The following is a 13058-nucleotide window of genomic DNA, read 5'->3' on the forward strand; positions in this document are numbered from 1 at the left end:
GTCGTTCCAGGTAACGTCAGTACCTCCTTCAGTTCCGGGTACCCGTCTACGGTGGAGGCATGGACAACCGAGCTGCGATCCGCGAGTTCCTCGCCTCGAGGCGGGCGCGGATCACCCCTGAGCAGGCGGGACTTCCGGCGTACGGCGGCAACCGCCGAGTCAAGGGGTTGCGCCGCGAAGAGGTCGCCATGCTGGCGGGGATGAGCATCGACTACTACGTGCGGCTGGAGCGCGGGAACCTGGCCGGGGCCTCCGACACCGTCCTGGAGGGGCTTGCCCGGGCGCTGCAGCTGGACGACGCCGAGCGTGCGCACCTGTTCGATCTCGCCCGCGCCGCCGAACCGACCCCCGCGCGCAGCCGCAAGACCGCGCCCGCGACCGTGCCGGCCAGTGTCCAGCTCGTGCTCGACGCCGTGAACGACGCACCGGCCTGGGTCCGCAACGCCCGCCACGACATGCTCGCGGCGAACCGGATGGCCCGCGCGCTCCACGCTCCGCTGCTCGCGGACCCGCGCCGCCCCGCGAACAGTGCTCGCTTCGTCTACCTCGACCCGGCCTCACACGACTTCTTCCAGGACTGGGAACGCGCGGCGGACGACATAGCCGCGATGCTGCGCTCCGAAGCCGGGCGCAATCCGCACGACAAGTTGCTGATCGAACTCATCGGTGAGCTGTCCACTCGCAGCGAGGACTTCCGTACCCGCTGGGCTGCTCACAACGTCCGCTTCCACCGCACCGGCCTGAAGAAGTTCCACCACCCGGTCGTCGGTGACCTCGAGCTCACCTTCGAGGCGATGGAATTCCCTGCCCACCCAGGGCTCACTCTCTTGGTGTACGTCGCTCCCGCCGGCAGCCCGACCGCCGACAGCCTCAAACTCCTCGCCAGCTGGGCCGCCACCACGGAAGTCCCCCAGCACTAGGGACCGCCTGACCGCCTGACCGCCACCTCGACGAACTTGGCGAGATCGGCGGAACGACTGCCGGCCGGCCAGACCACGAGCATCTGGTACGGCTCGACGTCGGCCACCGGCCGGTAGACGACATCCGGCCGGATGTTGCGCTCGGCCATCGATTGCGGCACGAGCGCGACCGCCTGCCCGAAAGCGACGACCTCCAGCAGTTGCGATGAGTCCTGCACGATCGGCCCGTCCACCGGATCGTCCGGCCGCGCCGACCAGTAGTTGCGCTCAGCAACATCGGCCCGGCTCCACCGCGGCGCCGGAATCCCAGCGAGATCATCAGCCGCGAGCACCTCGCGTGCCGCCAACTCGTGCCGAGCCGGAAGCGCAGCAACCCGCGGCTCGGTGTACAGCAGCTCGGTTTCCAGCCCGTGGTCGTCGAACGGCCGACTGACCAGCGCAACATCCGCCCGCCCGTCCCGCACCATGTCAGCCTGCTCCCCGAACCCGCTCACCACTACCTGAACCCCCGGCAACTCGCCCTGGAGCTCGGTCACGATCCGATGCAGCACCTCTGTGGCGACGCCGGGCTTCGCAGTCACCACGAGCCCTCCGGACGACTGACCGGCCCGCTGCGTGCGTCGTACCGCCGAGTCGAGCGCGTCCAGCACCGGCCCCGACTCCTTCAGCAGGGTCTCGCCCGCCGCGGTCAGCCCGAGGCGGGGGCCGGAACGGTCGAACAGGTCGACACCGAGACGGTGCTCGAGCTGGCGCATCGCGCGGGACAGAGGCGGCTGGGCGATGCCCAGACGCTCGGCCGCGCGGGTGATGTTCAGGTCCTCGGCGACCGCGCGAAAGTAGCGCAGCTCGCGGATCTCGGGTTCCGGCATACCTCCAGGGTATGGCGGACCACCTGATCGGTGTTGGTCCGCGGGGGTGGGTCCGCGCTGGACTGGAGGCATGAATCAGAACGAGGTCGCCCTGGTGACGGGCGGAAACAAAGGCATCGGCCACGAGATCGTGCGCCAGCTCGCGGCGCGCGGGCTGACGGTGTACCTGGGCGCGCGGAATCCGGCTCTAGGCGCTCGCGCCGCGGAGGAGCTGGCCGGCGATGTGCGGTTTGTGCAGCTGGACGTGACCGACGTGGAGTCGGTCGCAGCCGCCGCGAAGCAGGTCGAGGCGGACTCCGGCCGGCTCGATGTGCTGGTCAACAACGCCGGCATCGTGGCCGAGTGGGGTACGGCGGTCGCGGACATCACGGCCGAACAGGTGCGATCGGCGTACGACGTGAATGTGTTCGGTGTGGTCGCGGTGATCAACGCCTTCGTACCGCTGCTGCGGCGATCGCCGAACGCGCGGATCGTGAACATGTCGAGCGGACTCGGCTCGGTCAACCTCCTCTCGGAACTCGACGGCCGCCTCGCAACCCAAGGACTGCTCGCCTACAGCTCGTCGAAGGCAGCGCTCAACGCCCTGACCCTGGTCTACGCGAGCGCCCTGCGCGCGGACAACATCAAGGTGAACGCCGCCACCCCGGGCCTCGTGCCGACCGACCTGAACACGCAGGCGTCCGTGCCACGCGGCGAGCGAACCGTGGCCGACGGAGCAGCCGTCCCGGTCGCCCTCGCAACACTCCCGGCAGACGGACCAACCGGCGTCTTCAGAGGGCCGGAGTCACTGGCTGACGTGGCTCCGTGGTGAGGGCTTGACGGGCTATCAGCAGGGTGATTGTGGTGCCGAGGATGCCGGCGGCTGCCATGGTGAGGTTCGGGGCGAGGAAGGAGCCGACGACGCCACCCAGGGCGATGGTGACGCCCTGGATCGCCATCAGGCCGCTGGTTTGGACGGTGAACAGGCGGCCGCGGTACGACGGGTCCGCGTGCTGCAGGATCAGCGGGTCGATGCCCTGATTGAAGGCGTAGCCCGTGCCGGAGATCGCGAGGAGTACCGCGGCGACCGGGATCGGCGGTGTGGTGAGGAACGCGATCGCGGGCAGCTGGCTGGTCAGCAGGAACGGGACGACGAGCCGTCGCCGCGCGGAAGGGGTGAACCGCGCGACGACGAGCTCGCCGAGCACACTGCCGACGGCGTACCCGGTGAACAACGCACCGGCGGCAGCGGCTGCGACGCCGATCTGAGCGGTGTACGCGACGGCCAGTCCGTCCGGGACGGACGAGAACGCCGGAGCGACCCAGGTCAGCAGGATCAGGTTGCGTAGCTTCGCGTTGGCGAACAACACCTGCAGCCCGGCCCACGAATCGCGGACCGTGTTGCTCTTGCGCTCCCCCGGCGGCGTGTACGGCGTACCCGTCCCGATCAGCACCGCCGACGCGACGAAGGTCACCGCGTCGAGCGCCAGCAACCAGTTCGCGCCGACCAGCGCGACCGCGATCCCGCCGAGTGCGAACCCGGTCAGCACCGCGACCTGACTGATTGCCCTCAGCAAGGACCTGCCGGCCGGGAAGAGGTCGGTCGGCAGCAGGTGCGCGAGACTGGCAGCCCGTGCGCCTGCGAAGATCGGCGCCACGATCCCGGTTACCAGCAACAGTCCCAGCAGCCCGCCTACCGGCATTCCCGGTGTCAGCATCAGCCCGATGGCCACCGCGCTGACCACATCGCAGACGACCAGGACCCGGCGCGCTGGGAACCGGTCCGCGATCGAGGAGAACAGCACGCCGCTCACGGCGTACGGCAGGAATGAGCAGGCCAGGACGAGGGCCGACAGCAACGGCGATCCGGTGCGCTCGAAGATCAGGATGGACAGCGCGACCTGCGCGGCCACGGTTCCCAGCATCGAGACGGTGTGGGCGGCGTACACGGCGCGCAGGCCGGGAAGGCTGAGTACAGCTCGGTAAGACCTCACGCGGCGAGCGTGCACGCGTCCGGGGCACGCGGCGTAGAGTTTTGGTTGTGGCCGAAAGTTCGGATTCATGACGGTACTGCGGTTCACGCAGGCGGACGCGCTGCGTTGCCGGTTCGGGGCGTCGCCGTTGTGGGAGACGATGTCGGCGGTGCGGGTGCTGAACGGATCGAAGCACCGGCCGTTGTACGGCGACTGGATCGCGGCGAAGCGGGAATCGGCAGCGCAGCTCGACCTGCGCGGACTGAAGGCGGTTCAGCCGCGCGTAGGGTTCACGCCGGACTTCCTGACCCCGCCGCCGAAGGCGTCGCGGGCGAAGTTCGCGACCGAGATCGCCCGCGTCCGCAGTACCCCGCTGGAGAAGGTCCGCACCGAACTGATCCGGTCAAGGGACGAGTTGAAGAACCCCGGCGCGCCGGAGATCGACAAGATGCTGGAGGACCTGGCCGGCACCCGCGAACGGCTCGCCGACGAGATCGAGAGCGCCTGGGAGGCCCTGATCAAGCCGGACTGGCCGCTGATCAGCCGCGTCCTCGAGGACGACATCGCGTACCGCGGTCAGCAACTGACCGACGGTGGCCTGGCCGGACTGTTCGACGATCTGCACCCGACCCTGGCCTGGGAGAACGACCGTCTGATCGCCACCCGTTACCGTGCCGAGGACCGCGATCTCGCCGGACAGGGCCTGCTCCTGGTTCCCGGGGTCTTCGCCTGGCCGTACCTCGTGATCGTCGTTGACCCGGCGTACCACCCGACCCTCGTCTACCCGGCCCGCGGTGCCGCCCGCCTGTGGTCCGACGCTCCTGCTCCTCCGGACCCGCTGGCGCGCCTCCTCGGCCGTACTCGCGCGACCCTTCTCGTCGCACTCGACCCACCCGCCACCACCAGCGCACTCGCCGCCCAGAACAACCTCGCGCTCGCCACCGTCGCCGAACACCTGTCGGCGTTGTACGACGCGGGCCTCGCGACACGTCGTCGTACCGGTCACCAGGTCCACTACCGCCGTACCGAAGTCGGACAGGCCGTCATCGACGCCTCCGTCGGATAACCGGCTCGCGGCGTGAGAATGCTGGAATGAACAAGCCGACGAAGGCGCGTCCGCCCAGCACCCGCCACACCCGGCGCTGGCCTGCCTCGCTGGCGGTGGTCGCGGTTCTGGTGCTGCAGGTGCTGGTGCCGACGCAGGTCAATGCGCTCCCGCGGTGGCTCATGCCCGTGCTCGGTGGGCTTCTGCTGCTGCCGCTGGTGTGGATGAACCCGTTCCACCTGCGCCGCGACGAGCCCTGGCTGCGATCGGTGGAGCTCGTCCTGCTCGCGGTCCTGGTCGCGGTGAACGCGTACTACCTGGCCGGAATGATCTTCTTCCTGAACAACGGCGACGCCAACGAGGGCAAGGTTCTCGTGAAGAGCGCCCTGCTGATCTGGGTGACGAACGTGGTCGCGTTCGCGGTCTGGTACTGGGAGATCGACCGCGGCGGGCCGTTCGCCCGGGCGCCCGAGCACGAGCGGGAGACCGAGCGCGCGGACCTGCTGTTTCCGCAGATGACCGTCGACCTGGACGGCTGGAAGGGCTGGCTGCCCGGGTTCACCGATTATCTGTTCGTCTCCTTCACCGCCGCGACCGCGTTCAGCCCGACCGACACGATGCCGCTGACGGCCCGGACGAAGACGCTGATGGGTATCCAGTCGGCGATCGCACTGCTCACCGTCGCGATCGTCGCGGCCCGCGCGGTGAACGTCCTCTGAGATCACACTCGACAGCAATGTAATGGGCATGAGAGCGTTATGCCCATGTACAGCACGAAGTCGGTGGGGTTGGGGTTCGCGATCTTCTCCGCGATCACGTTCGGCGGGTCGGGTCCGTTCGCGAAGGCGCTGATCGGCGCCGGTTTCACGCCGCAGCAGGCGGCCTGGCTACGCATCCTCGGCGCCGCCGCGGTGCTGGTCCCGCTCGTGCTGGTCTTCCGCGGTCGCGCCGGGCTCCGCTCGGCGCGGGCCTCCTGGAAGGCGCTGGTGCTCTACGGCCTGACCGGGATCGCCGGCTGCCAGACGCTGTTCTTCCTGGCGGCCAGCCGGCTGCCGGTCGGCGTGGCGCTGATGCTCGAGTTCTCCGGCCCGGTGCTGGTGGTCGCGTGGCTGAAGTTCGGCCAGAAGGTCGCCGTACCGCGCTCGGCCGCGATCGGGGTGAGTATCGCGGTCGTCGGTCTCGCGACGGTGGCCGAGATCTGGTCCGGATTGTCGATCGACCTGATCGGCCTGCTCGCCGGCCTCGGTGCGGCCGCGTGCCAGGCGACGTACTTCATCCTGATCGACAAGTTGACCGGCGCCGCGGATCCGCTCGTGATGACAGCGGCGGGCAGCGTGGTCGGTGCCGTCGTACTGACACTGATCGCGGCACCGTGGGGTACGCCGTGGCACGTGCTCGTCGACACGATCGCGATCGGCCAGCGGCACGCTCCCGGTTGGGTGATGGCCGCGTGGCTGATCCTCGTGAGCACGGTCGTCGCCTATCTGGCGGGTGCGGCTGCCGTACAGCGACTCTCGGCGCCGATCGCGGGTGCGGTCGCGTACGTCGAGGTGGTGGCGGCGTGCGTGTTCGCGCTGATCCTGCTCGGCGAGACGCTGCGCACCAACCAGATCATCGGCGGCGTGATCGTCCTGGCCGGCGCGTTCGTGGCCCAGTCGTCGGTGGGGAAGGTCGCGTCTCCGGAGATCCCCGACGCTCCCCCGACCGACGTACTGGATCGGGCTGCCATCTGACCCCCGCTACCGCAACGAGTCGACGAGTTCCCGCGGCAGGCCGTGGGTCTCGTGCAGGTACTCGTAGTCGGTGTCGTCGAGGGACTTGTGGAACCGCTCGTGGCTGAGCACCTTCCGGCCCCGGTCGAGCAGGTTGCTGAACCGGATCTCCTCGTCGATCAGGATCCGCCGGATCAGCGTCACCGTCTCGCCCTGGTGGAAGTGGCTCAGCGTGTGCTCGAACAGTTCGATCGGCAGGTCGGACAGCGACCGCGACTCGTCGTTCTGCCAGAGGATTGTCAACAATCGGCGGATCAGCCGACGCAGCACGTACCCGCGGCCGGTGTTCGACGGGTGCACGCCGTCGCCGACGATCACGATGCTGGACCGCAAGTGGTCGATGACGATCCGCTGCGACCGCTCGTCCAGCGTCCACAGCTTGGGGATGATCCGCATCCACGGCTCGAACAGCGAGGTCTCGTACACCGACTGCCTGCCTTCGAGGAGCATCGTCAGCCGCTCCAGGCCGAGACCGGTGTCGATGTTCTGCTGCTTGAGCTCCTCGAGCGAGCCGTCGTCGTGGCGGCGGTAGCGCATCATCACGTGGTTCCACACCTCGACCCAGCGGTCGTCGGTGGTCGGCGTACCCTCCGGCTCACCGTCGCCGGTCCACACGAAGATCTCCGAGTCCGGCCCGCACGGACCGGTCGGGCCGTTCGACCACCAGTTGTCGTCGGTGGTCAGCTCGATCGGCAGCCCGAGCTCCTGCCAGGTGCGGAGCGACTCCTGGTCGAGCGGCACCTGTTCGTCGCCGCCGAACACGGTCACGTACATCCGCTGCGGGTCCAGGCCGAAGCGGGTGGTGAGCAGCTCGTACCCCCAGCGCAGCGTCTCACTGCTCCCGTAGTCCCCCAGCGACCACGAGCCCAGCATCTCGAACACCGTCAGGTGGGTCGGATCCCCCACCTCGTCGAGATCCGTGGTTCGCAGACATCGCTGGATGCCCACGAGTCTGCGGCCCAGTGGATGTGGTTCGCCCTCCAGGTAGGGCGTGAGCGGATGCATCCCCGAGGTCGTGAAGAGCACGGGATCGCCGAGCCGCGGAATGAGCGTGGACCCGGTCGTCGGGACGTGCTCGCGGTCGACGAAGAAGTCGATGAAAGTCCTGCTGATGCTCATGGTTCTCGTCCTTGTCGAATTCAAGACCGGAACCAGACCACCGGGCTACAGAAACAACAACACCGGCGAACCGTTTCCGGTCGCCGGTGGAAGTTTCAGAATGTCAGGCCGCGGCAGCCGGAGAGCAGAAAGCTCGTACGGCTGCGGCAAGTCGGAACATTCGGTGCATGCCGGCCAGAGTACACGACTCGCGGCGTCAGATGTCCAGCAGTTCTCTCAGCGTGGCGCCGGACCGAACCCAGGTCCACTCGGCCTCGACCCACTCGCGGCCTGCTGCGCCCAGCTCACGGGGGTCGGTGAGCAGTTCGACGATGCGCACCGCGACGGCTGCCGGGTTGTACGGGTCGACCAGGTATCCGGTCGTCCCGTGGATCACGGTGTCGGCCGCGCCACCCGAGTCCCCCACCAGCACTGGCTTGCCAGTGGCCGACGCCTCCAGCGTGACGATGCCGAGCGCCTCCGGCTCCAGCCCGAACCGCCGCGTCCGGCACGGCATCGCGAACACATCGGCAGCATCGACGTACGGCGGAATCTCCGCCCACGGAACCGGCCCGGTGAACACCACCGCGTCCGCGACGCCGGCGCTCACCGCCAGCTCCTCGAGGTACTCGCGGTCCGGCCCACCGCCGACCAGCAGCAGCCGCGCATCAGGCACCGACTGCCGGACCCGCGACCACGCGCGGATCAGCGTGTCCTGCCCCTTCCGGCGAATCAGCCGCGACACACAGACGACCACCGGAACGCCGTCCAGCCCGAGACCCTTGCGGATCTGCTCTCCCCCACACCCCGGAGCGAACCGGCGCGTGTCGACCCCGGGCGTCAGCCTCCGCATCCGCTGAGCGGCCGCCGGCGACAACGCCGGAGCGATCCGATCGGCACACCACGACGACACCGTCGTCACCGTGTCCGCCGCATCACCGATCCGCCGCAGCGCCTGCCGAGCCCCGGGTACGCCGGCCCACCACGTCTCATGTCCGTGCGTCATCGCGACGATCCGCCGCGCACCGGCCCGCCGCAGCGCCGGACCCATCAACCCGAGCGGAGCGGCCGCCCCGAACAGGATCCGGTCGGCGCCGTACTCGCGCATCAGCCCGACGGCCCGCTTCGTGACACGGGCCGTGGGCAACAACATCGACGTCCGGTCCCGGATCACCGGGAACGGCAACGTCGCGTCGTACGCCGTGTCGCCCGCCTCGCGGGACGTGTAGACGACCACGTCGGGCAGTTCGTCGCACAACGAGCGGACGAACGTCTCGATCCCACCTTGGCGTGGCGGGAAGTCGTTGGTGACGACCAGGACGGTCATCGTTGGGCCAGCGGTGGGACCTTGCCGCCGTTCTCGGCGGCCCACGCGCGGCCCATCGCGATCCGCTCCGGCGCGGTCGGGTGGCTGGCGAACATCCAGTACCGCCAGGCGCTCGGGTCGAGTCCCGAGATGTTCCGGACGGCGAGGTCGTGCTGCATGGCGACGAAGTTCTGCGGGTCGTTCGTCAGCCGGAGCGAGTGGTAGTCGGCGCGCGCCTCGATCTTGCGGCTCACCAGGTTCTGGATCGGGCTCGCCAGCGTCGTACCGGCCGCGATCAGGGCGACCAGCACCGCCGTACGCCGCGGATCCGCGATCCGGGCCCCGAGCAAGAGGTACAGCAACGTGATACCGAACGCGGTACCGAGCACGCCGATCAACGTGCCGTGCAGTACGTCGTCCTCGGCGGCGTGACCGAGCTCGTGCGCGACCACGAGCCGGACCTGCGCGGGTGGCGTGTCCTTCAGGAGCGTGTCGTAGACGACCAGCCGACGGGTCGACCCGAAGCCGGACACGTACGCGTTCAGGGCCGTGGTCCGCTTCGACGCGTCCGCGACCAGCACGTCCTTCACCGGTACGCCGTCCTCGGCCGCGAGCTTCAGGAAGTCGTTGCGCAGGGCACCGGCCGGCATCGACGTGAAGTTGTTGAACCGCGGCTCGATCAGCACCGGGTACGCGAACGACACGCCCAGCACGAGCAGCGCCGCGGCGATTGCCCCGGGCAACCACCAGCCCTGGCGCCAGCGTTTCGCCAACGCCACCAGGACAATCGCGAGCACCCCGACACCGAGTGAGGTGATCGCCCAGTTCACGCCGCGGTCCCAGACCCACAACCGCCAGTTCTGCACGGCCAGCCCGTACTTCAGGCTGACCCGCTGGGCGAGTACGTCGGTCGGGACCGTGAGCAGGTTGGTGATCAGGGCGATCCCGGCCACCGTGACCGGTACGGCGAGGAACCACCAGCGGATGCGCAGACCGTCGTACAACCGGCGGCCCAGCGGGCTGAAGCCGATCACCAGCGGGACCACGACCGAGATGACCCAGGACGCCGTCGACCAGCGGAGGATCTCGTGCCGGAACGCGTTCTGGCGGGCGATCTCCGCGGCCGTGAAGTCCAGCGCGGCGTCCGGCTTCGGCAGATCGATCAGGTGCCACGGCGTGGTGACGGCGATCGTGAAGACCAGCGCAAGCGCCAGTACCCCGCCCGCGGCGCGAGGCGCCCACGGACTGGAGGTCTTCTTAGGCACCGGCGAGCCTCTCGAGGTACTTCTGCCACTCGGCGACGAACTCCGCCTCGGTCATCCCGAGCACCGACTTGAACGCGTCCGGCAGACCGGACGAGGTCTTCGACGCGTGCACGGCCCGGTAGAACTTCACCAACTTGTCCTGCCCCTCGCGTTCGGCGATCAGCCGGCAGGCCAGCCACGCCGACTCGTACGCCTGCGGCAGCTCGGTCGCCGACGCCGCGAATGCCTCCGGCGTCGGCAACGTGGCCGGGACCTTCCCCGCGCGCACCGCCTTGAACAGCTCCTTCGCCGCCGACTCGTCCTGAACGGGTACGGCGGTGAACGCGACGTAGTCCGCGAAGCCTTCGGCGAGCCACAACGGCACCGGAGACGCGGTCGCGGTCGACGCGACGTGCGTGGTCTCGTGGGTCAGCACGATCCGCCGGCCCTGCTTGCCGAGCTCCTCGAACAGCTTCGGATTCGCGACGATCCGGACCGGCGCGCCGACCGCCGGCGTGTCCAGTTCGGCCATCGTGACGGCGGCGATCTGGGTGTACGTGTTCGGCTGCGCGCCGAGCACACCTTCCATCTGGGCCTGCTTCGCGGGCAGGTAGATGACCACTTTCTGCCGCCAGCCCTTGCCCCACACCTTCGTCACCGACTCGACCGCCTTGTCGGCGACCGACACGTAGCTTCTCGCCTCCGACTCCGATTCGAGGCTGATGACGAGGCTGTGCTTGCCCTTGGCGAGGTCGATCGGGCCGAGCGCCCACACCGGCCGCCGCTGGCCCGCCACGAACCGCTCCGAGAACGAGGCGGCGTACGTCTTGCCTTCGCGGGTCACGAACGTCACCGGGAGTGTCTCGCGCGCGGGCTTCACGTCGTACCCGGAGAGCTGCCAGGAGACCTCGACCTGCGCGAGCCAGGACTGCGTCCCGCCGAGCTCGGCCTGCCGGTCCGGGGTCAGGGCAGCACTGTCGTCGCTCACGTAACGTAACTGGAACGTGCCGAGCGGGAGCGTGCTGAGGTTGCTGAAGATCGTCCGCGCGCTGGTCCGGAACGCCGTGGCCTTCGGGTCGATGGTGTTCAGGAACTCGGTGCGGTCCTCGTTCTCGACCGCGTCGGTCATCTTCTGCAGCACGGCCTCGCCGGCGACCGCCCGCTGGACGCCGGCCTGGGCCTGATCAGGCGTGGTCGAGGTCGACTGCGACGGCTGGTGCGCTCCGGCGCCGCTCGGGTCGGCGGGGGCGTTGGCGATCTGCTGGAGCCCGGCGTACCCGGCTCCGGCGACCAGGCAGACGGCGACGCCGAGAGCGACCTTCTTCAGAATCGGCGTGAACGGCGGGCGCTGCGGACCGTCGGCGTACGACTCCGACAAGTGGTCGATCGGCTCCTCAGAGTCACCGGCCGACGGGACCACCGGCAGTGGAACCGTATCGCCGTGCTCGTCGATCACCTCGGCCCCTCGCTGCTCACCTGCCCCAGTCAGGCGGGACACCCGGCCTCCTCCGACACTACGGCATCACCATCAAATGCCTCGGCTCCGGGGAGGAACCCCCGGAGCCGATGAGTATGTCAACGTGGCAGGTCAGCCCGGACGGACCGCGGTGTTGTACGGGTTCTCGTCGAGCGGGCTGATCTCGACGCTCTTGCCCGGACGGGGAGCGTGCACGATCCGGCCGTTACCGAGGTAGATGCCGACGTGGCTGATCGGGCTGAAGAAGAAGACCAGGTCGCCCGGCATGAGCTCGGACTTGCTGACCCGGCGGCCCTCGCTGGCCTGCGCCTTCGACGAGTGCGAGAGCGAGACGCCGGCCTTGCCCCACGCGTACATGGTCAGGCCCGAGCAGTCGTAGGAGTTCGGACCTGCGGCGCCCCAGACGTAGGAGTCACCGAGCTGGGACAGCGCGGCGTTGATCGCGATCTTCGCGCGGCCGCTGGCCGGAACGTTCGGCAGGTCCTTGTCGTCGCCCGTCCGGTCGCCGTCGCGGGTCGGGCGCTGCTTGCGCGCCTCCTCCGCCTCCTTGGCGTTCTCTTCCTCGATCTTCTTCCGCTCGGCGTCGCTGAGCTTGTCGAGGACCTTCTCGGCCTGGTCGAGGTTGGCCTGCAACTGCTTCTTGAAGGCGTCCTGCTTGGTCTGCACGGCCTGCAGCGCGGACAGCTCGGTCTGCTCACTGGCCTGCAGGTCGGTGAGCTTGCCCTGCGCGACCTGGTAGCGACGCAGAGCCGAGTTCTGCTGGCCGGCGAACGCCTGGGCGGTGGAGGCCTGGCTGAGGAACTGGTCCGGGTTGCTCGACAGCAGCAGCTGCGCCGTCGTGGAGATGCCCGAGGTCTGGTAACCGGCCACCGCGAGGGAGCCGATCTGCCGCTTCACCGAGTCCACCTGGACCTGCTGCTTGGCGATACCCGCCTGCAGGGCCTTCACGCGAGCGCTCGAGGCGGTGATCTGACCACGCAGGTCGTTCGCCGACTCACCGGCCTCTTCGGCCTTGTGCTGCAGAGCGGCGACCTGCTTCTTCGCCTCCTCCAGGGTGGGCTTGGGGTCGGCGTCAGCCGCTCCCTGGATCAGGAACACACCCGCAGCGACAGCCGTGCTGGTGATGGCGGCGAGGGCGATTCCCTTGGTGCGGTTGATGCGTCCGATGGACACAGCCCGGTCGGTCCCTTCCTCTGCTCGCGCCGTCCCCGTTGACCTGGCCTTCCGTGGACATCTGTCCCACGGAATCCGCCGGATCACTCCCTCGGCTTGCCGCTGCCCGGTCGGCCGGAGCGGCCGACACCCTGAGGCAACGAGACGTAACAGTAGTGACCGTTTCGTGACCAGTGCAATTCGCCCCTCGGGTTTGATCGAA

Annotated in this window: 12 protein-coding genes; 5 read left to right on the top strand and 7 right to left on the bottom strand. The window is 69.0% G+C overall.

Translation table 11 applies throughout. The features are described from left to right. The first annotated feature begins 59 nt into the window (after positions 1-59). The gene (locus E0H45_RS26145) at positions 60-920 is read left to right on the top strand and encodes a helix-turn-helix transcriptional regulator (protein WP_131342127.1); all 861 of its coding nucleotides are present in this window, start codon (positions 60-62) and stop codon (positions 918-920) included. Here E0H45_RS26145 and E0H45_RS26150 read toward each other — a convergent pair. Beyond that, positions 917-1789 carry a LysR family transcriptional regulator gene (locus E0H45_RS26150; RefSeq protein ID WP_131342129.1) on the bottom strand — a complete coding sequence of 291 codons (873 nt, stop codon included), beginning with the start codon at positions 1787-1789 and terminating at the stop codon, positions 917-919. The genes E0H45_RS26145 and E0H45_RS26150 overlap by 4 nt on opposite strands. A gap of 70 nt (positions 1790-1859) precedes the next feature. On the opposite strand from E0H45_RS26150, the gene E0H45_RS26155 reads away from it, so the two are divergent. After that, complete coding sequence (locus E0H45_RS26155) at positions 1860-2600, top strand: SDR family oxidoreductase (protein WP_131342131.1); 741 nt, start codon at positions 1860-1862, stop codon at positions 2598-2600. Here E0H45_RS26155 and E0H45_RS26160 read toward each other — a convergent pair. Then, positions 2560-3762 (bottom strand): MFS transporter, encoded by a 1203-nt coding sequence (locus E0H45_RS26160; protein WP_238155282.1) that lies wholly within the window; start codon positions 3760-3762, stop codon positions 2560-2562. The genes E0H45_RS26155 and E0H45_RS26160 overlap by 41 nt on opposite strands. Before the next feature lie 67 nt (positions 3763-3829). On the opposite strand from E0H45_RS26160, the gene E0H45_RS26165 reads away from it, so the two are divergent. From E0H45_RS26165 to E0H45_RS26175, 3 genes are read left to right on the top strand one after another with little or no spacing between them, the layout of a single operon-like run. Beyond that, a complete protein-coding gene (locus E0H45_RS26165) occupies positions 3830-4807 on the top strand; it encodes a DUF5937 family protein (protein ID WP_202872519.1) in 978 nt (325 codons plus the stop codon). A gap of 26 nt (positions 4808-4833) precedes the next feature. Beyond that, the gene (locus E0H45_RS26170) at positions 4834-5505 is read left to right on the top strand and encodes a DUF1345 domain-containing protein (protein ID WP_131342135.1); all 672 of its coding nucleotides are present in this window, start codon (positions 4834-4836) and stop codon (positions 5503-5505) included. A 45-nt stretch (positions 5506-5550) separates the two neighbouring features. After that, entirely contained in the window at positions 5551-6519 is a 969-nt protein-coding gene (locus tag E0H45_RS26175; RefSeq protein WP_238155283.1) for an EamA family transporter, read from the top strand. A gap of 6 nt (positions 6520-6525) precedes the next feature. On the opposite strand, the gene E0H45_RS26180 is transcribed toward E0H45_RS26175, so the two are convergent. The 5 genes from E0H45_RS26180 to E0H45_RS26200 all read right to left on the bottom strand — a co-directional run bounded on the left by E0H45_RS26180 (position 6526) and on the right by E0H45_RS26200 (position 12856). Further along, positions 6526-7677, bottom strand: a complete 1152-nt coding sequence (locus E0H45_RS26180; RefSeq protein WP_131342139.1) for an alanine--tRNA ligase-related protein — start codon at positions 7675-7677, stop codon at positions 6526-6528. Between the two features lie 196 nt (positions 7678-7873). Continuing rightward, on the bottom strand, positions 7874-8983 hold the full coding sequence (locus tag E0H45_RS26185) for a glycosyltransferase family 4 protein (protein ID WP_131342141.1): 1110 nt from the start codon (positions 8981-8983) through the stop codon (positions 7874-7876). After that, on the bottom strand, positions 8980-10227 hold the full coding sequence (locus E0H45_RS26190) for a M48 family metallopeptidase (RefSeq protein ID WP_131342143.1): 1248 nt from the start codon (positions 10225-10227) through the stop codon (positions 8980-8982). Before E0H45_RS26190 ends, E0H45_RS26185 begins: the two co-directional genes overlap by 4 nt. Next, on the bottom strand, positions 10220-11704 hold the full coding sequence (locus tag E0H45_RS26195) for a hypothetical protein (protein ID WP_131342145.1): 1485 nt from the start codon (positions 11702-11704) through the stop codon (positions 10220-10222). The genes E0H45_RS26190 and E0H45_RS26195 overlap by 8 nt, the downstream gene beginning before the upstream one ends. 90 nt (positions 11705-11794) lie before the next feature. Continuing rightward, on the bottom strand, positions 11795-12856 hold the full coding sequence (locus E0H45_RS26200; RefSeq protein WP_131342147.1) for a C40 family peptidase: 1062 nt from the start codon (positions 12854-12856) through the stop codon (positions 11795-11797). Positions 12857-13058 lie beyond the last annotated feature (202 nt).

The organism is Kribbella soli, assembly GCF_004331345.1.
In the GTDB taxonomy this organism is placed as follows: domain Bacteria; phylum Actinomycetota; class Actinomycetes; order Propionibacteriales; family Kribbellaceae; genus Kribbella; species Kribbella soli.

Coding starts and splice junctions, on each gene's coding strand:
- E0H45_RS26170 (WP_131342135.1), top strand. CDS start 4,834: ATGAACAAGCCGACGAAGGCGCGTCCGCCCAGCACCCGCCACACCCGG.
- E0H45_RS26165 (WP_202872519.1), top strand. CDS start 3,830: ATGACGGTACTGCGGTTCACGCAGGCGGACGCGCTGCGTTGCCGGTTC.
- E0H45_RS26155 (WP_131342131.1), top strand. CDS start 1,860: ATGAATCAGAACGAGGTCGCCCTGGTGACGGGCGGAAACAAAGGCATC.
- E0H45_RS26150 (WP_131342129.1), bottom strand. CDS start 1,789: ATGCCGGAACCCGAGATCCGCGAGCTGCGCTACTTTCGCGCGGTCGCC.
- E0H45_RS26180 (WP_131342139.1), bottom strand. CDS start 7,677: ATGAGCATCAGCAGGACTTTCATCGACTTCTTCGTCGACCGCGAGCAC.
- E0H45_RS26145 (WP_131342127.1), top strand. CDS start 60: ATGGACAACCGAGCTGCGATCCGCGAGTTCCTCGCCTCGAGGCGGGCG.
- E0H45_RS26185 (WP_131342141.1), bottom strand. CDS start 8,983: ATGACCGTCCTGGTCGTCACCAACGACTTCCCGCCACGCCAAGGTGGG.
- E0H45_RS26175 (WP_238155283.1), top strand. CDS start 5,551: ATGTACAGCACGAAGTCGGTGGGGTTGGGGTTCGCGATCTTCTCCGCG.